The following is an 18,112-nucleotide window of genomic DNA, read 5'->3' as shown; positions in this document are numbered from 1 at the left end:
CGATGGCTAAAAACAAGCCGATGTGGGAGGGATTAGATGAATGTGCATGGGAGCGGAACGCCGCGCGCGTCCCGGTCAACTGACTACGCGCACGAAAATCCGGGTTGCGATGTCGTCGCTCGCGACGACACGGAGCTTGTTGACAGCATCGTGGCTTCGTCCTGGCATCGATGCGTCAACCAGTACAACTTCGACCGGGCGAACCACGGCGGCCCTGAGATCCTGACGACCAACGAGTTCAAGCGAGCCGCCGACCCGCTCGACCTCCTCATGCATGTTGCCAAGCCCGAAATCGAGCGGCTGATGAGCCAGGTTGGCGACATGAGCTATGTGATCATGCTCTCGGATTCGAACGGCGTTGCACTGGATGTGCGCAGCTCGATGCCGCTCGACAAGGGCATGCGCCGCGCCGGCGTGTGCGCGGGAGCCGCCTGGGCGGAGGAGCACGCGGGCACGAACGGCATCGGAACCTCGATCGCTCACGGCACAGCCGTCACGATCCATCGCTCTCAGCACTTTTTTCTCAACTACTCGAACCTGTCGTGCATCGCCACGCCGATCTTCGATTCCGCGGGCAATGTCGTCGCCGCGCTCGACGCTTCGAGCCTCATCGACCTGCCCCGCGAGATGCAGAGGTTCGTGCTCGAGCTCTTGACGACCACCGCGCGCCGCGTCGAGCGGAGGTACTTTCTGGAGCGAAACCGCGACCGCACCATTCTGCGGATCGAGAGCGGTCTCGTGCGCGGTGGTGACGGCGACGGCATTATGCTGGCGCTCGACGACAACGGCTGCATGATCGAGTGCAATGGCGGCAACGGCCGTGACACGCGAATGCTGGACCGCACCCGTCTGCTGGGGCGGCCGCTATCCGCCATCATGGAGATCGATTGGCAGGACGTCGGGATCGACCACAAGGATACGCACGTCGAGCGCATCGGGATCGCCCGACTCAACGATGACGAGCGTCCCTGCTTCGCCAGCCTGACCGCGCCGAAGCGCCTCGCAGGAGCGCGGCCCGCGAAAGCGGCCTCTGCGCCGCGAAGCAAGATCCAATCCTTGCCCAAAAGCAGCGCCCTCGATCTCGAAACGCTGGCGGGACGGGATTTGACGATGCAAGAGCACGCACAGACGATCAGGCGGCTCGTCGATACGCGGCTGCCTGTTCTGCTCCAAGGCGAGACGGGAACAGGCAAGGAAGAATTCGCGCACGCCATTCATAACGTCAGCGCACGGGCCGCAAAGCCGTTCGTCGTCATCGATTGCTCATCGATTCCCGAAAGCCTGATCGAGAGCGAGCTGTTCGGCTACGAGACCGGCACCTTCACCGGCGCACGCCGCGAAGGGAGACGCGGACGCATCGCGGAGGCGAACGGCGGCACACTGTTCCTCGACGAAATCGGCGATATGCCACTGGCGCTGCAGACCCGGCTCCTCCGCGTTCTCGCGCAGGGAGAGATTATGCCGCTCGGCGGAGCAAAGCCGGTCAAAGTCGATTTCAGCCTCATCTGCGCGACTCACCAGGACCTGCACCTCATGGTGTCGGAAGGAAAGTTCCGCCGCGATCTGTATTTCCGCATCGCAGGCATTCGCTTGGAACTCCCTCCGCTGAGGAAGCGCACCGACAAGGCCGACGTCATCGAAGGCGCTCTGGCGATCGAGGCTGCGCTGATGAGCCTCGATGCTCCTCCGCGTCTCTCGCCCTCGACGCTGGCGCTGCTTGCGTCCCAGCCATGGCCCGGAAACATGCGCGAACTGCGCCTCGCCATGCGCTATGCACTCGCGGTCTCGGGCGGTGGCGAGATCACGGAAGAGCGGCTGCCGAATTGGCTCGACTTTGACGCCTCCGATGAAACGGACGAAGCGGCCTGCGAAGAGCCGCCACTCCGACGCTCATCGAGGTTCTCGAGCGCAACCGCTGGGTCATCTCGGATGCGGCAAACGAATTGAGCGTCAGCCGCCAGACGCTCTATCGTTGGATCAAGAAGCAGAACCTCAACCGGCCCAAATGACGGCGTGACGGCAAAATGGTGTGACGGCGCGGTCCCCGCGCCCGGCGACCGCCGGCCCCGCGAACGGGACCGGCACGCGCTGGCGCGTCACGCAATTAGTCGAGTTGGAAGCCGATGAGGTTTCCGGTCTTCAGATTCGGAATCAACACCAGGCGCTGAGCCGGCACAAAGCCGATATCGGCACTTCCCGACGGAAGGGCCGCGATCTTCGTGACCTTGCCATCGACGTCGATCGTCATCAGAGTGCCGGCCATGAAATCCGTGACGACGAACGTCTTGTCGTCGAGAATTTCAAGGCCGTCGAGATTTCCGATCGGCGCATCGGCGCCGAGGCTCTTGATCGACTTGTCAGCAAGCGACACCTCCAGGAGGTGGCCCGGAACGGACGTCGCAAATCCCTCGCCGTCAATCTTGCCCCAAGCGGCGACGATGAGCTTGTCGCCCTTCACGGTGAGACCATTCGGATCGAGCAGCTTCTCGTCCTTGATCCAAAGCTCGAACTTCCCGCCGGAGAGCCGCCAGATCGAGCTTTCAACGGTGTCCGAGACGTACACGCTACCGTCAGCAGCAACCGTGACGTCGTTCAGGAACACGGCGCCTTTGGCCGGATACTTGTTGACGATCTTGGCGTCCTTCACGTCGATCTCGACGAGCTGATCGACGTCGGCTGCGTAAATCTTGCCGCCGTGCAGCGCGAGACCCTTCGGGGCGTCGAGACCTGTGACCCACTCTGCCACGAGGAGCTTGCCATCGAGGCTGACTTTGGAAATCGACCCCTTGCCGTCCTTCGTGTTGACCTCGCCATCGATGTTGGACACGTAGGCCACGCCTGCGGCCACGTCGACCACGACCGATTCAGGGGCCTTGAGCCCTTGGAGTTCCCAAAGCTGCTTGGCTCCGGCCGTCGCCGCTCCAAACGCAAGCAGCGCCACAGCGAGCGCCGCGGTCTTCAATTTTGCCGCCATCGTCGTCCCTTCCCTAGCGTTTCTATGAACCTTGTCCGGCGCCTTTGGTGCGCCGCGTTAGCGTGGAGCAAAGAGCAAAGGCTGTGCCAGGGTCCTGCACGGACGGATGATCCAAGTGTCGGGCAGGAGATGGCAGCAGTTTCATAACGTTAGCGGACGCGATCGCGAGCCGCAGCAGCGGCGTCACGCCCGAGTGTACGATTTGCGTGTAACACGTCGTGTCACATGCCTCTCACGCGCGACACGCTCTGTCACGCGCCTCTCTTCGCCGGCTACAATTCCTAGCTCGTCGAGCGTTGCGTAAGCCCGGCACTCACTGCCTTCCGCAGACATTGAGCGCGACATGACTCCAACGCATGCGGGAAAACTCGGCAAGCGACAGCAGTGCCCCTCCGCCGACCGACGTAGTGGATTCCGCGACAGGTCTCGGGCCGAATTCTTCCTTCGGAAACTTACCAGCCGTCGTTTTTGACCCGGAGCAGACGTTCGCTCCCAGAGCGGCTGCGAACTCGAAGGTCAGTTTCGCCGAGAAAGCGGCCATTCATTGTTTGTAACATCTCAGCACCGCCATGCGTGTCCGCAACAACTCGGTTAGCGGACATCAGCTCATCGACGTTAGAGGCTCTATCCGCCCGAGGCGAACCGGAAGACATCGAAAACTATCTGGCCTCGCGAAGAATGAAAGCGGCAGACCGACCCTGACTATTGTTCGACAGCCGGATCCAAATCGGGAAGTAGGCCCGCTTTGACGAGCTGTCGGGTGTCATAGAAGAAGCGCTCGTGAATGATGCGGTCTCCCTTCCACGTCTGCAGCGCCACCTCTTCGACGCGGATACGCTGACCGCTCTTCATTGACCACTCGGCGTGCCACTCGATCACTGCACGATCTCCGTCGATCAGCACGCTCTTTGCCGTCACCTCGAAAACCTGATCGGTCCGGTCGCGGCCCTGCATCGCGTGCGCGATAGCAGCCTCCATTCCCACACGGGGTGGAAAGTCCGCTTCCTGCATAACGACGTCATCGTGATAGAATCTCTTGAGAGCCTCGACTGACTTGTGTTCGAGAACAAGCTGGATCAGCTCGTCGATCTGGGCGCGTCGCGACATGATAGGGTCTCCCGATTTTCAGTCAGTGAATGAAATTTATTGCTGGCGAGTGCCGAGCGGATATGGACCGCGCCTCGCGAGCAGAACGCTGATGAGCACGAGAGCCAAACAACCAATCCCCGCGGCAACTCCGAAGAACGCGGCGAACCCCATCGATCCCACGAGCTGTCCGGCCAGCACGCCGGCGGCGATCCCGAAGCATGTTTCGGAACATTGCAGGACGGTAAAATCGGTCCCTGCCTGATCGGGCGAGGCCCACTGCATCAGAAGAGTGAAGAACGACGTGTAGGATGCGAAGCCGAAGACACCGACGAATGTCATGATCGCGAACGCCGTCGGAAACTCGATTGTCATGCTCGCGGCGGGCACGAGCCAAAGCGCGAGTGAGACGGCCGCGATACCGCCGGTCGCCAGGGCCGTGCGCGGCGCGCCGAACCGGCCTCCCAGAACGGCTCCGAGCAGCGCACCGATGCCGGCAGACACAGAAAGGAACAGGCCGTTCAAAAGGCCAATATCCGTCAGACTGAGGCCGGCATCCACGAAGAATGGGCCAATCATGGCGCCGACCATCGCGTGCGCGAAGTAAAAGAGCCCGGCGACGGTAATCATTGCCAGCGCTCCCGGACGGTTCAGCGTGTTGCGCAAGCTCGCGCGGAACGGCGAGGCCGTGGCCGCCTGCGCAGGCTCACGCACGATCTTGGCTACCGCCAGACTGACCAGCATCAGAGCGCTGAGAACCGAGAAGGCCGCCGCCCAACCGCCGTGATCGTAGAGAATGACGGTCACGCTGCCGCCAATCATCATGCCGAACGAAAACGCGCCGATCTGAAAGCCATTTGCGTGGGCTATCCCGGCGCCGCGCAATTGATCGACCGCCAAGCCATCGGTCGCGATGTCCTGTGTTGCGCTGATGATGTTGACGGCGAACAGGATGGCGATGACGACGAACACATCGGTGTTCGCGCCTTGCGGCAGCAGAGCCATGCCTCCGTAGAGGAGCGCGCACAGAGCCTGCGCGGGAATGATCCAGCTCAGACGCTTGCCGAGCCGGCCACCTTGCGCCCTGTCGACGATCGGCGCCAAGGCGAACTTCACCACCCAAGGCAGGGCGACCAAGCCAAGCATGCCGATGGCCTCCGTGCTGTATCCCAGCGAGCGCAAGATGGCCGGATAGGCGACCATGGCGAGCCCCATCGGGATGCCTTGCGAGACGTAGAGAAGCCCGATGAGGATCAGCAGCCCGCGAGGCGCGGCGCGTGTCGAGGGAAGCGTCGGCGTGATCTCCTGCATGACGGGCTCAGTACTTCAGCCCGACGGTCACGCCGATGAGGCGCGACTCACCCGCCACGGCAGCATCCGTCTGGAAGGGGCTTCCCGCAAAGTCGTGGTAACCGAACGTGCGGTAGTCTTCGTCGAACAGATTTTTCGCGAACAGCATGGCCGAGAATTTCTCCGTCTCGACGCCAAGACGAGCGTTCACGATGCTGTAGCCAGACTGCTTGAGGAGGTTCTCAGGATCGAAATACTGGTCCCCGGTGTAGAGATAGTCCGCGCGCACAACGCCGAACAGCGACGTTCCGGAGATCGGCCACTTGTACTGAGCTGAGAGGCCAGCCGTCATCTCGGGCGTATTGACGAGTTTGTTGCCCGCGAGGTTCGCCCCCGTGACGAAGTAGGTGAACTCGTCATACTCGCCGTGCGTCACGCCGAGAAAGCCCGACAGATCGAGCCCGGTCACGGGACGCCAACTCGCCTCCAGCTCGAACCCCTTGCTGTGCGATTCACCGGCATTCACGGTCCGTGTGACGCCGGGCAGAAACATCTCCTTGATCTGCTGGTCGGTCCAGTCGATGTAAAATGCCGCGGCATTGAACGTGAGTGTCCGGTTCAGCCACTCGCTCTTGAAGCCGATCTCGTAGTTCCAGAGATACTCGGTGTCGTAGGGGCCGGGAACGGAGGCGATGCGATCGAAGCCGCCCGAGCGCGCGCCCCGCGTCGCCGACGCGTAGACGAGCCGGTCTTGATCGAAGCGATAAGCGGCGGCGAATTTCGGTGTGACGATGGTGAAGCTTTCATCATCCTGGAAGCCGGAGCTCGCGACAAGCTCGTGCCGCTCTTCGGAAACACGCACACCGGCGGTCAGTTCGAGCCCGCGCCAGACCCGCAGCGTTCCTTCGCCGTAACCGGCGATCTCGCGACGGGCGTAGTCCGTTAGCGAGGGATAGAAACCGCCGAACGCCGCGCCGCCGAAGAGATAATCGAACGTGTGGTCTTCGTTCAGGTAGAGCGCGCCCGCAACCCAGCTGAAGAGGTGGCCCGCATTGCCGGTCAGCCGCAATTCCTGGCTCACCTGATCGCCGCTCTCTTCGGTGATCGCTCTGCCGCCCCCGAACATCGCGACGACGGCATTGTAAGCGAGATCCTGGTTGGAGCTCACGTCGTAGTCCCGCCAGGCGGTAATGGACCGCAGCTGCACGCTGCCGAAATCATAGGCCACGTTTGCAGACACAGCCCGGCTGTCGCGGATGTCGCCGTTCGGCGGTGTAAGGTCGGCGACGCGACGCTTGAAATCATCGTAGGGCATGTACGCGTAGCCGCCCTGGTCGACGTGCTCGATGGAGCCGCTGATGGTTGCGGTAAACTGGCGCGTTGGCGCGAAGCGCAGGCTTCCGGAGCCGATCACGCTCTCAAGATCGTCGATCGTGCTGTCGAAACGCGCATAATCGGTGAAGCCGTCGCGCGTCACGTACTCGAAGAAGGCACGTCCCGTTACAGCCTCGCCGATCACCGGCCCGGAAAGGGCCACCGAGCCTGCGCGCTGTCCGTTGTTGCCGACCGTGCCGAATACCTCGGCATGAGGTTCCGACGTGGGAACCCGCGAGGTGATGTTGATGACGCCGCCCAACGAGTTGTGCCCGAAGAGCGTACCCTGTGGCCCGCGCAAAATCTCGACGCTCTGCGCATCCCCCAGGCTGCGATTGAATTCCGCGTTACTGACCTGGACGCCGTCGACATAGACACCGATCGGGCTGTTGAAGTAGTTGTCGGCGATCGTATTGCCGATGCCGCGCACGGTGTTGAAACTGAACCGCGGCGCGCCGATGGTGGAGAACTGCACGTTGGGAGCCTGCCTCGCGGCGTCCATGATCGAGACCATGCCGGCATCCTCGATCCGGGTGCGCGACACGACCGTGGCTGACGCGGCCGTCGCCTGCGCACGCGCGACCGCAGCTTCGCCGGAATTGACGTCGGACGGTGCGGCGGCGGCATCGTCGGGTTGCGGAGGGCCTTCTGCGGCGGCTGCCGGCGCGGATGCAGGCTGTTGCGTCGGTTTCCGTGCCGCCTTCTTCTTGGCCTTCGGTTGCGCCGCGTCGACTGTGATGGCCGGAAGCTCGGAGTCGACGGCCTCCTGACCTTGCGCCGCCGTTATCGTCAGAGCGACCGCGCCCGCTGCCGCGGCGACACCGAGAACGCCGCCGTGCAGTCTGAAACTCGCACCCATAGATTCCCCCAAAAGCCGTTCAGGATTTGGCGAAACCTACGTTTTTTCTTACGCCGCATGCCACGGCCGAGATGTTCCTGATTGGCCAAATGTTGTTCGATATTCGGTGCACGCCTATCGGCGGGTCGCGACGTCGCCAGGTGTCTGGCCGAACCGGCGGCGGAACAGGGTCGAGAAGTAGGCTCGGCTGTAACCGGCGCTGTAAGCGGCCTGCGATACGGTGAGCTGGCCTTCGCGAAGTGCGGTGAAGGCGTGATTGAGACGGCGCTCCTGCACGAACGCGACGACGCTTTGCCCGAACATGCGACGGAATCCGGCCGTCATTCCGCTCGTGCACATTCCGATGCGGACTGCGAGCGCATCCAGCGAAGGCGGGCTCTGAAACTCAGCAACCAAAATCCGTCGCGCCTCCATGAGCCGCTCGACACTGGAGCCGCGCGGACAGATGACAGGCGATGGCACGTCGCTGAAGCCCTGCATCTCCTGCAGCAGCGCAATGAGAAGCTCGATGGATTTGGCTTCGAGATAGAACCCTCGCAGCGGACCCACATGCGTGCAATCCGCGATCTGGCGCGCGACGGCAAGACTGTAAGCGCTCAGCGGCGATTTGTGAAAATTGGCTATGCCGCCTTTGCGCTGCGGCGCGCCCGTGGCGAGACCGCAGGCCGCGTCGAGCAGATCGTAGGCTGCTCGCATCGTCTCCGGCACGGTGAGAAAAATCGTCGTCAGCGCCTGCGCCTCGGGCACCACGTGGCGCATCTCCACAGCCTCTGGCTGAACCCAGATGAAGCTCTCGAGGCTGGAGAGATAGTCGCTCTCACGCGCGCCGACATCCATCGACACGCGTCCACCAAGCACGAGGCCGAGCGAGATTCCTTGGCCTTCCCGATTGGTCCATTCTCCGGGCGACGAGAATTGTGCGGTGCCGCTCATCAGCGTTACTCCGCGTCCGCCTGTCACGACCTCGTAGCTGCAGGTTGAGCCCTCGGGCAGATAGGGAATGTCGGAGCCTTGGATGTGAGCAACTTCGGTCATGGTGGCCACTGTTCAGCATAGAACCACGCAGAGCGTAATAATCCATACTTCTGCAGTCAAGTTTAATGACAGATGGCCACGGCCTGGTCGATGAGCAGGTCGGAGTGTTTGTGTTGGGCTGAGCGCCCTCCCCCTTGCTCTAACGGTGCCGCGAATTGGAGATGTCGTATTGGCCCGCATGTCCAAGGAAAGACGTCTGAGGGCTTCGCTCAGTTTGCCACGCAGTGCGGCGTCCGCTGTATGGCCAAACCAGTTTTTTATGACGCGAGAGCAACAGGGTCGACCTTCAGATCGAAGCAGCCAAGTCGAGGCTGATTGTAGTGATTGCCAGCACGATGCGCTCCTCCGGATCCTGGTCGCCTCATTGGCCGCTGCATGCTAATCGCGGGAGCCAGAGGGAAGCGCCCGCTGCGATACCACCCTCAGGCAGTACCTCGAGCTTCATTTGAAGAGAACGGAGAAACCCGACGGTAAACCGGGTTGAGGCGACGATTGGCTAAGACGCGTTCAATGCCATTCTGCGCAGGGAGTCAGCGAGTTTCATCGCCAAGTCGTTCACGACGGTCGATGGAAGTCAGAAATTCCTTCCGAATTGGCACGTCGATCTGATTGCAGACCACCTCACTCGGGCCTATAGGCGCGAGATCACGCGTCTGATCATCACGAAGTGGCTGGGGGACTAGGATTCGAACCTAGACAGGCAGAGTCAGAGTCTGCAGTCCTACCATTAGACGATCCCCCAATGCCGGGATCCGGCGGGCCGGAGGCGCGCCGAGGTGGGCCGTATAACAGCTCGTCCCTGGCCGCGCAAGGTGAACGCCACATCCCGGCCCGGCCCCGCCACCGAACGCCCGCCGCCGCTCACTTACCCGGCGCGCCGTCTTCCAAGGGCGCCAACTGCGGCAGCAGCTCCGGCCGGTACTCGAAATGCATGGTGTCGTAGTGCGACCAGCGCCCGCCCCAGATGAACCCCTGCCGTTCGAAGATGTGCACGATTTCGAGCGGAATGCGGTTCTTGTAAGCGATGCGGCCGCCCTCACGCCCCGCTCCGCCCCAGCGCCAGTAATCGGTCTGCGCCACCGCGATGTCGATGGCCGTCCCGGATCCATGCGCCGAGACACGATGCGTCCCTGCGATCACGCGGCAATTGTAGGTGCCGGCCGAGGGAATGAGATACTTGTCGAACGAGGCCGGAAGCGCATCGAGCGCCCGCGATACCGCGGCGAGCCGCCCCGCCACGCCGTTGATTCGCGTCACCTGCAGCTTCTGCGGCGCCTTCCTGGGGAGCCAGACGATCGTGTCGAGCGAGCGCGCCACGTCGCCTTTGCGGCAATCGCCGTACATCTTGTCGAAGAACGCCGCATTGCGCGCACGCCCCGGATCGCTTTGAAGCTCCGGTACGAGCGCGCCCGCGCCGGCCGGATAGGCCAAGCGAAACATGTCCTCGATGTCCGGACGCTCAAGCCACTCCGCAAACGGCTTGCGGCCGCCGCCGTCATCGAGCGCCATCCGCGTGCCGTCGCGCCAGATTAGCCAGTTGCCGTCGATTTTCTCGAGGTGATCGGGATAGGCGGCAATCAGGCGGTCCACGCCGGGCGGCGCGCCGGTTGCAGCGCCCTGCGCGGCCGGCTCCGCATAAGCGGGCGAAACCGCGATGGCCACCGCCAGCACCAGCCCCGCCGCCCCGCATGATGCACACATTCTGAGCATGCGACTCCAATTCTCCGTGTGAGTTCAGGCTACAAAGCAGGCAGCCGCAAATGTCGCGCCCGCCCAGGCCGTATACCACGCGAGCGCTTTTCCTTTACGCCCGGCCGTCTCCTGGTACACTGAATCCAGATGCAGCCAGTCAATAGCCTGACGCAGAGGGTGAGCGGCCGAAACAGGCACTCCCCGGAACCAGGCTCTGGGGAAGAAACGTGTCGGATCGACCTGACGATGAGCGGGCATCAGCCCCTCGCGAGATGACAACGCCTCGCGATGCACTGGACACTCGCGATGTAAGAGATACTCGCGATGTAAAAGGCCCTCGCGAGGTGAATGGCTCCCGCGACGCGGCAGCCCATCGCGATCCAACAGTTCAGCGCGACCCAACAGCCCATCGCGAAAAGAAAGCCGCACACCCCTCCCGGCACGCGTCCGCACAGAACGGCCGCTCCGCTCCCCCCGATCGCGGCCCCGTCTACGGCGCGCTCGATCTCGGCACCAACAACTGCCGCCTGCTGCTGGCGCGCCCGTCGCGGCGCGGCTTCCGGGTTGTCGATGCCTTTTCGCGCATCATCCGCCTCGGCGAGGGCGTCTCCCAGTCCGGGCGCCTGTCGGATGCCGCCATGCGGCGCACCATCGACGCCCTGCGCGTCTGCGCCTCGAAAATCCAGCGCAACGAAGTCGCGCGCGCCCGCTGCGTCGCCACCGAGGCATGCCGCATCGCCATCAACGGCCGCGACTTCCTGGCCCGCGTCGAAGACGAGGTGGGCCTCAAGCTCGAAGTGCTCGACCGCGAGACCGAAGCCTCCCTCGCCGTCTCGGGCTGCGCGTCGCTGATCGACTATCGCACCGACTACGTGCTGGTGTTCGACATCGGTGGCGGCTCGTCCGAGCTGATCTGGCTCGATCTCACCAAGCGCACCAGTGCCGAGCGCAACGGCGACCAATCCCGCCGCCCCGCGGCGAAGCCCGAGATCCGCGGATGGACGTCGCTCCCCGTCGGCGTCGTCACGCTGGCCGAACGTTTCGGCGGCCATCACGTCACGCCGGACAGCTTCGAGGAGATGGTGCAGTACGTCATCGGCCTCGTCAGCCCGTTCGAGCAGCTGCACGGGTTTCGCGCCCTTTCGAGCGGCGCCACCGTCCACCTGCTCGGCACGTCCGGCACCGTCACGACGGTCGCCGGCATTCATCTCGGCCTCACGCGCTACGACCGCACGCGCGTCGACGGCTGCTGGCTCACGTTCGACGAGATCCAGGCCGTCACCTACCAGCTTCTCGCCCGGACCTATGAGGAGCGCGTCGCTGAGCCCTGCATCGGTCAGGAGCGCGCCGATCTCGTTCTCGCGGGCTGCGCGATTCTGGAGGCGATCCTCCGCACCTGGCCCGCCGAGCGATTGCGCGTGGCCGATCGCGGCTTGCGCGAAGGCATCCTGGCCACGCTCATGAGCGAGGACGGCGTCTATCGTACCGGGCGGCGGCGCAGACGACAAAGATCGGGACAACTCTGATGCGTATGAAGGGAAAATCGGGCCGCGGGTCCGGCGGCAAGAGCACGACGAGCAAGCTCGGCGTGTCCGGCGGCCAGCGCGACCTCAACGTTCGCCTGAAAACCGCGCGTAGCCGCACGCCGTCGTCGCAACGCTGGCTGGAGCGCCAGCTCAACGATCCGTATGTCGCCGCGGCGAAACGCGAGGGCTACCGGTCGCGCGCCGCCTACAAGCTGATCGAGATCGACGACAAGTACCGCGTCCTCAAGCCCGGCCATCGCGTCGTGGATCTGGGCGCCGCGCCGGGCGGCTGGAGCCAGATCGCCGCCAACCGCACGCAATCGGTCGGCGGGCGCGGCCAGGTGATCGCTATCGACATCCTGGAGATGGAGCCGGTGGCCGGCGTACAGGCCGCGCAGATGGACTTCATGGACGAAAGCGCCGAGCCTTGGCTGAAGGAGCAGCTCAACGGCGAATCCGCCGACATCGTTCTGTCGGACATGGCGGCGCCGACCGTCGGCCACACCAGCACGGATCACTTACGCATCATGATGCTGGCGGAAGCGGCGGCGCACTTTGCTTGCGACGTGCTGGCGCCGGGCGGCGCATTTCTCTGCAAGGTGTTCCAGGGCGGTACGGAACGCGATCTGCTCGATCTGCTCAAGCGGAGCTTTGCGACGGTGCGGCACGTGAAGCCGCCGGCAAGCCGGTCTGACAGCGCGGAACTCTATGTGCTGGCGACGGGGTTCAAGGGCGCGGCAAAGTAAGCCAGCGCAATCGTAAATCGACGTAGCGAACGCAATCGACGTAGACAGCACAAGCGGCGCTTCGCGGGGCGGTGGCGCGCGTCCAAGCTGCAGTTCGCTCAATATGACAATCGCAAGACAAGTTTGGCGCTAAACGTCCGGAACGACATATCCGGCACTCAATGAGCGGCGCTACAAATGGCAACGGCGGCCGCTTGCTCGACCGCCGTGCCGTAAATCGGCTCGCCAGTGCGCGAGCCAATCTTCATCATCAGTTAGATGATGTCGATCTCTGCCGGGAGGTAGCTCGTAACCTCGAGGCCGACTTCCTGCTCGCGCACGGCGGGCTTGGACCAAATCTTCATTTTTGTTTCCTCCTCAAAACGCTCTAGAGCACTTGAACGCGTCTTCCTAACGCGATCAGAGACGAAGGTCTATTTGATTTTTCAATGCCATCCCATCACTGAAACTAATGTGCAGTTGCGAGAAAATTTGACGGCAGACGATGGGGCCGGCGCCCGGACGGCAATCCGGCACGAGGACATGCGCCGGACGGCCTCCAAAACATGCACCCAAGCCGCAGGTCCCCTCTCTTCCCCTCGCGGCCGCCCGGTGCTATAGCGCATTCGACATTCGAGCCCCGCCCCGTTCGCGGCCGCGCGCCCCGTGTCAACCCCACCGAGGAGAGAACCATGGCTAAACGCCCAATCGATAGCGATTTGGGTCTAGCACTGACTTTCGACGACGTGCTTCTGCTGCCGGCCGCTTCCGAGGTTTTACCCAGCCAAGTCAAAGTGACGAGCCGGGTCACCCGCACCATCTCTCTCAACATCCCGATCTTGTCGTCCGCCATGGACACCGTCACCGAGGGCCGGCTTGCGATCGCCATGGCCCAGGAAGGCGGCATCGGCGTGTTGCACCGCAATCTCGTTCCCGAGGAGCAGGCCCGCCATGCCTCGGTGGTCAAGAAGTACGAGTCGGGCATCGTTCTGAACCCGGTCACCATCCAGCCCGACGCCACCCTCGACCAGGCTTTGAAGCTGATGGCCGCCCACGACATTTCGGGCATTCCGGTTGTCGAAGCTCCGAACAAGGGCGAGAGCAAGGGCCGCCTCGTCGGCATCCTGACGAACCGCGACGTGCGTTTCGCGACCAACCTCAACCAGCCCGTCGCCGAGCTGATGACGAAGGATCGCCTCATCACGGTCACCCGCGATGTCAGCCGCGACGAAGCCAAGCGCCTGCTGCATCAAAACCGCATCGAAAAGCTGGTCGTCGTCGACGACGCCTATCACTGCATCGGCCTGATCACCGTCAAGGACATCGAGAAGGCCCAGAAGCATCCGCACGCCTGTAAGGATCCCGAGGGCCGCCTGCGTGTCGCCGCCGCGACCACCGTCGGCAACGACGGCTGGGAACGCACCGAAAGGCTCCTCGCCGCCGGTTGCGACCTGATTGTCGTGGACACGGCCCATGGCCACTCGAAGAGCGTTCTCGATGCCGTGACGCGCATCAAGAAGATCTCGAACTCCGTGCAGGTCGTCGCGGGCAACGTCGCAACCGCCGACGCCACGCGCGCCCTGATCGATGCCGGCGCCGACAGCATCAAGGTCGGCATCGGCCCGGGCTCGATCTGCACGACGCGCATCGTCGCCGGCGTCGGCGTCCCGCAGCTCACCGCCGTCATGAATTGCGCCGAAGAAGCCCACAAGCACGACGTGCCGATCATCGCCGACGGCGGCATCCGCTACTCGGGCGACATCGTGAAGGCCCTCGCGGCCGGCGCTGATTGCGTCATGATCGGCTCGCTGCTGGCCGGCACCGATGAAGCACCCGGTGAGACCTATCTCTATCAGGGCCGCACGTACAAAGCCTACCGCGGCATGGGATCGGTCGGCGCCATGGCGCGCGGCTCTGCAGACCGCTACTTCCAGCAGGAGGTCAAGGACACCCTGAAGCTCGTGCCGGAAGGTATCGAAGGCCAGGTGCCCTACAAGGGACCCGTCGACGCCGTGCTCAACCAACTCGTCGGCGGTCTCCGTGCCGGCATGGGCTACACCGGCGCCAAGACCCTTGAGGATCTCCGCAACAAGGCGCAGTTCATTCGTATCTCGCCGGCCAGCATGCGCGAAAGCCATGCCCACGGCGTTCTGATCACGCGCGAGAGTCCTAACTACCCTGGCGCGGCATAGACACGGATCAAACGGGATCGGGCGCGATGACACAGACAGCGATTCTCTATCCCGTATTCGTCCAAGTCGCCCTGACGTTCTGTTTGCAGGCTTGGATGCGTCGCGAGCGCCTCGGCGCGCTCCGGCGCGGCGAGTTGCAGTACAAGGACATCGCGTTGCGGCAGCAGAACTGGCCGCCGCGCGTCATGCAGATCTCGAACGCGTTCCATCATCAGCTTGAGGTGCCGGTTCTCTTCTACGCGCTCGTCGCGTTTCTGATGATCACCAGCCAGGTCGACGTGCTGTTCGTGGCGCTGGCCTGGCTGTTCGTGGCCGCCCGCCTCTTTCATGCCTACATCCACACGACATCGAACAAGCAGCCCCACCGCTTTCTTGCCTTCGCGGCGGGCTCGATCGTCCTCGCCGTGATGTGGGTCGCCTTCGCGCTCCGCATCCTCTTTTTCTCCACGGGCGCGGCCTGAGCCGCACCCCTCCACACCAGGATTGCCATCGTGAGACCGGGTCCCCGGATTCAAGCCGCGGCCGAAGTGCTCGAGGCCATTTTCTCGCACCATCAGCCGGCGGCAACCGCACTGCAGGACTGGGGCAAGAAACACCGCTTCGCAGGCTCCGGCGACCGCGCGGCCATCGGCACGCTCGTTTTCGACGCGCTGCGGCAGCGCTTGTCGCTTGCGGCCCGCATGGGCTGCGCCGAACCGCGCGCGCTCGCTATCGCCGCCGCCGCGAAGGCGCTTGGCCTCACGCCCGATGAGATCGCGCGTGCGTGCGACGGACCGCATGCGCCGCCCCCCTTGAGCGACGACGAGCGCCGCCGCCTCGATGTCCCCATCGACGCCACCGCCGCGCCTCACGTCGCCGCCGATATTCCCGAGTGGCTGATGCCCTCCTTCACGCGCGCCTTCGGAGATCGCGTCATCGAGGAAGGCCGCGCCATGGCGGAGCGCGCGCCCGTGGATCTGCGCGCCAATACCCTCAAGGCGGGACGCGACAAGGTGCTTGCCGCCCTGGAGAAGATGAACCCCGCGCCGACGCAGTTTGCTCCCAACGGCGTTCGCATCGCAGCTCCCGAAGGCCCGGCGAAGAGCCCGCATGCCGAAGCCGAAGCCTCGCACGGCAAAGGCTGGTTCGAGATCCAGGACGAGGGCAGCCAGATCGCGGCGGCCATGAGCGGCGCGAAACCCCGCCATCAGGTGCTCGACCTCTGCGCCGGTGCCGGCGGCAAGACGCTGGCACTCGCCGCCATCATGGAGGGCAGCGGCCAGATCTATGCCTACGACAGCGACAAATTCCAGCTACGGCCGATTTTCGAGCGGCTGCAAAGGGCCGGCGCGCGCAACGTCCAGGTCATCGACGGCGGCGACACCGCAGCCCTCGACGCCCTGGGCGCGCGCTTCGACATCGTCTTCGCCGACGCGCCCTGCTCCGGCTCCGGCACATGGCGGCGCAAGCCGGATTCGAAGTGGCGCCTTCGCCCCGAGGCCTTCGCCACCCGTCAGAAGGAGCAACGCGAGGTGCTCACGCGCGCGGCCAGCCTGGTCAAACCCGGCGGTCGCCTGACCTACGTCACCTGCTCCGTGCTACCGGAGGAGAATGTCGACCAGGCCGCCTGGTTCGCCGGAGCGCATCCCGAGTTTACGCTCACGCCCTTCCGCGATGTCTGGCAAGAGACGCTCGGCGGCACGCCGCCCGCATCGGCGGACGGATCGTCGGAAACGCTCCAGCTCACGCCCGCGATGCACGGAACGGACGGCTTCTTCATCGCCACGTTTACGAGGAGTGCTTGATCATGACCTTGAAGTCGGCCGGCCGCCTTGTCGTCTTCGCAGCCATCGTCGCGCTCGTGTCGCTCACCGGTTCCAAGTTTCTGCCCGGCCCCTGGTACGAGACGCTCGCCAAGCCGGACTGGACACCACCGAACTGGGTGTTCCCGCCCGCCTGGGCCATCCTCTATGTCATGATCGCGGTTGCGGGATGGCGGGTTTATGAGCGGCAGGGCTTCGGCCGCGCACTCGCCGTATGGGCGATCGGCCTGGTGCTGAACGGAGCGTGGTCGGTGCTGATGTTCGGCCAGCATCAAATCGGACTGGCCGCCATCGATATCGTGCTGCTGTGGACGACGATCCTCGCCTTCGTCGCGCTCAACTGGCGCCCGGACCGCGTGGCGAGCTTGCTGTTCGTGCCCTATCTTGCGTGGATCGCCTACGCGACGGCGTTGAACATCGCCATCTACGTCCTCAACCCGCAAGCCTGACGAGCTACGCCGCTTTCTTCACCTTGGGTGCTTTGGGAGCCTTGGCGGCTTTGACCGGTTGAGCGGGCTTCTCCACGCCGCTCGGCTCCCACTCGGCGATGTCTGCAAGCGTTGCCGTAACGGTCCACGCGCCCGCGTGATCGCCCACGCGGCCATGGTCGCGCAGGATCTGTTCGAAATCGGCGCGCGGGATGAGCCGGAACCCTGCCTCGTCCAGCGTCGGCGTCGAATCCTTGCCGTCGTTGGCCACATAGCCCCACTGCGCCAGATGATACATCAGGCACGCAAAGCCCATCTTCGACGAGTTGGACTCGTGGCTGAACTGGGATTCGGTGAAGAACACCCGGCCGACCGACAAGCCGTAGCCGCCGCCGACGAGCACGCCGTCCGCGCTCCACACCTCGAACGAATGCGCGTGACCCTGCGCATGCAGCGCCGAGTAGAGGCGCATGATCGTCGGCGTGATCCAGGTCAGGCCGTATATGCGATTTTTCCGCCGCCCTGCGCACGAGCGGATGACGTCGTCGAAAGCGGTATCGAACGTCACGCGCAGCTGCGTCTTGCGCATGATGCGGCGCAGGTTCTTCGTCATGTGGAAATCGGCCGTGCGCAGCACCATGCGCTCGCGGCGCGTCCACCAGCGCATGGGGCCGAAGTGGCACCAGGGATAGAAGCCGAGTTGCGCAGCCGCCCGCACCGTCTCCGGGCTGATGTCGCGGCACACGCCGCCGAACGTATCCGGCCGGCTCGCCACGCGAGAGGAATCCGGCACGCGCGTGCCGCCACGCAGAATGTCGCGCGCGGAATGCCAGAGGAGATAGGGAAGGTCGCCGATCCGCACCGGGCGCAGCGCGTAGATCGTGCCGAGCACCCAGCGCTGCACCGTGAACATCGGCGCTTCCGCAAACGCCCCGTCGCGGCGCGCGCGCACGACGAACATCACGCCCAGAGCCCCTGCCAGCGCCAGCGCGCCAGCCGCCAAGAATGCCGCGACAACCACTTGAACCTCGAATTTTTTGCGCGCGTGAGCGCACGATCGCCAACTTCGGAGTCCTAACCGCCGCCGCTTAACGCTCGGTGGAAACGGGCAGCCACGATGCGATTGAGG

Annotated in this window: 16 protein-coding genes and 1 tRNA gene; 8 read left to right on the top strand and 9 right to left on the bottom strand. The window is 64.0% G+C overall.

Annotation, left to right across the window (positions count from 1 at the left end; all coding sequences use genetic code 11):
- Positions 1 to 36 precede the first annotated feature (36 nt).
- Both K2Y42_RS16615 and K2Y42_RS21305 read left to right on the top strand, forming a co-directional pair.
- Entirely contained in the window at positions 37 to 1,947 is a 1,911-nt protein-coding gene (locus K2Y42_RS16615; RefSeq protein WP_291154514.1) for a sigma-54-dependent Fis family transcriptional regulator, read from the top strand.
- Complete coding sequence (locus tag K2Y42_RS21305) at positions 1,893 to 2,009, top strand: helix-turn-helix domain-containing protein (RefSeq protein ID WP_366512420.1); 117 nt, start codon at positions 1,893 to 1,895, stop codon at positions 2,007 to 2,009. Before K2Y42_RS16615 ends, K2Y42_RS21305 begins: the two co-directional genes overlap by 55 nt.
- A gap of 95 nt (positions 2,010 to 2,104) precedes the next feature.
- On the opposite strand, the gene K2Y42_RS16610 is transcribed toward K2Y42_RS21305, so the two are convergent.
- From K2Y42_RS16610 to K2Y42_RS16580, 7 genes are all read right to left on the bottom strand, one after another.
- Entirely contained in the window at positions 2,105 to 2,974 is an 870-nt protein-coding gene (locus K2Y42_RS16610) for a hypothetical protein (protein WP_291154513.1), read from the bottom strand.
- Between the two features lie 702 nt (positions 2,975 to 3,676).
- Positions 3,677 to 4,081: a nuclear transport factor 2 family protein gene (locus K2Y42_RS16605; RefSeq protein WP_291154512.1), complete on the bottom strand. Its 405-nt coding sequence runs from the start codon at positions 4,079 to 4,081 to the stop codon at positions 3,677 to 3,679.
- Between the two features lie 36 nt (positions 4,082 to 4,117).
- On the bottom strand, positions 4,118 to 5,371 hold the full coding sequence (locus K2Y42_RS16600; RefSeq protein WP_291154510.1) for an MFS transporter: 1,254 nt from the start codon (positions 5,369 to 5,371) through the stop codon (positions 4,118 to 4,120).
- Between the two features lie 7 nt (positions 5,372 to 5,378).
- The gene (locus tag K2Y42_RS16595) at positions 5,379 to 7,583 is read right to left on the bottom strand and encodes a TonB-dependent receptor (protein WP_291154508.1); all 2,205 of its coding nucleotides are present in this window, start codon (positions 7,581 to 7,583) and stop codon (positions 5,379 to 5,381) included.
- A 114-nt stretch (positions 7,584 to 7,697) separates the two neighbouring features.
- Positions 7,698 to 8,618 carry an AraC family transcriptional regulator gene (locus tag K2Y42_RS16590; RefSeq protein WP_291154506.1) on the bottom strand — a complete coding sequence of 307 codons (921 nt, stop codon included), beginning with the start codon at positions 8,616 to 8,618 and terminating at the stop codon, positions 7,698 to 7,700.
- A gap of 668 nt (positions 8,619 to 9,286) precedes the next feature.
- Positions 9,287 to 9,360 (bottom strand) — tRNA-Gln (locus K2Y42_RS16585).
- Between the two features lie 119 nt (positions 9,361 to 9,479).
- Complete coding sequence (locus K2Y42_RS16580; protein ID WP_291154504.1) at positions 9,480 to 10,328, bottom strand: M15 family metallopeptidase; 849 nt, start codon at positions 10,326 to 10,328, stop codon at positions 9,480 to 9,482.
- A gap of 326 nt (positions 10,329 to 10,654) precedes the next feature.
- Between K2Y42_RS16580 and K2Y42_RS16575 the strand changes: the two genes are divergently transcribed.
- Positions 10,655 to 11,836 (top strand): Ppx/GppA phosphatase family protein, encoded by a 1,182-nt coding sequence (locus tag K2Y42_RS16575; RefSeq protein ID WP_291154502.1) that lies wholly within the window; start codon positions 10,655 to 10,657, stop codon positions 11,834 to 11,836.
- A gap of 5 nt (positions 11,837 to 11,841) precedes the next feature.
- Positions 11,842 to 12,582: an RlmE family RNA methyltransferase gene (locus tag K2Y42_RS16570; RefSeq protein ID WP_291154836.1), complete on the top strand. Its 741-nt coding sequence runs from the start codon at positions 11,842 to 11,844 to the stop codon at positions 12,580 to 12,582.
- A gap of 254 nt (positions 12,583 to 12,836) precedes the next feature.
- Here K2Y42_RS16570 and pqqA read toward each other — a convergent pair whose 3' ends face one another.
- Positions 12,837 to 12,926, bottom strand: a complete 90-nt coding sequence (pqqA, locus tag K2Y42_RS16565) for a pyrroloquinoline quinone precursor peptide PqqA (protein WP_020084408.1) — start codon at positions 12,924 to 12,926, stop codon at positions 12,837 to 12,839.
- 327 nt (positions 12,927 to 13,253) lie between these two features.
- Between pqqA and guaB the strand changes: the two genes are divergently transcribed.
- From guaB to K2Y42_RS16545, 4 genes are read left to right on the top strand one after another with little or no spacing between them, the layout of a single operon-like run.
- Positions 13,254 to 14,753: an IMP dehydrogenase gene (gene guaB / locus K2Y42_RS16560; RefSeq protein ID WP_291154501.1), complete on the top strand. Its 1,500-nt coding sequence runs from the start codon at positions 13,254 to 13,256 to the stop codon at positions 14,751 to 14,753.
- Between the two features lie 26 nt (positions 14,754 to 14,779).
- Entirely contained in the window at positions 14,780 to 15,214 is a 435-nt protein-coding gene (locus tag K2Y42_RS16555) for an MAPEG family protein (protein WP_291154499.1), read from the top strand.
- A gap of 30 nt (positions 15,215 to 15,244) precedes the next feature.
- On the top strand, positions 15,245 to 16,537 hold the full coding sequence (locus tag K2Y42_RS16550; RefSeq protein WP_291154498.1) for an RsmB/NOP family class I SAM-dependent RNA methyltransferase: 1,293 nt from the start codon (positions 15,245 to 15,247) through the stop codon (positions 16,535 to 16,537).
- Positions 16,538 to 16,539: 2 nt separating this feature from the next.
- Complete coding sequence (locus K2Y42_RS16545) at positions 16,540 to 17,004, top strand: TspO/MBR family protein (protein WP_291154497.1); 465 nt, start codon at positions 16,540 to 16,542, stop codon at positions 17,002 to 17,004.
- 4 nt (positions 17,005 to 17,008) lie between these two features.
- Here K2Y42_RS16545 and K2Y42_RS16540 read toward each other — a convergent pair whose 3' ends face one another.
- Positions 17,009 to 18,004 carry a leucyl/phenylalanyl-tRNA--protein transferase gene (locus K2Y42_RS16540; RefSeq protein ID WP_291154495.1) on the bottom strand — a complete coding sequence of 332 codons (996 nt, stop codon included), beginning with the start codon at positions 18,002 to 18,004 and terminating at the stop codon, positions 17,009 to 17,011.
- Between the last annotated feature and the right edge of the window lie 108 nt (positions 18,005 to 18,112).

This window comes from Hyphomicrobium sp., from assembly GCF_019744875.1.
In the GTDB taxonomy this organism is placed as follows: Bacteria; Pseudomonadota; Alphaproteobacteria; order Rhizobiales; family Hyphomicrobiaceae; genus Hyphomicrobium_C.
This window is presented reverse-complemented; position numbering and strand designations above follow the sequence as displayed.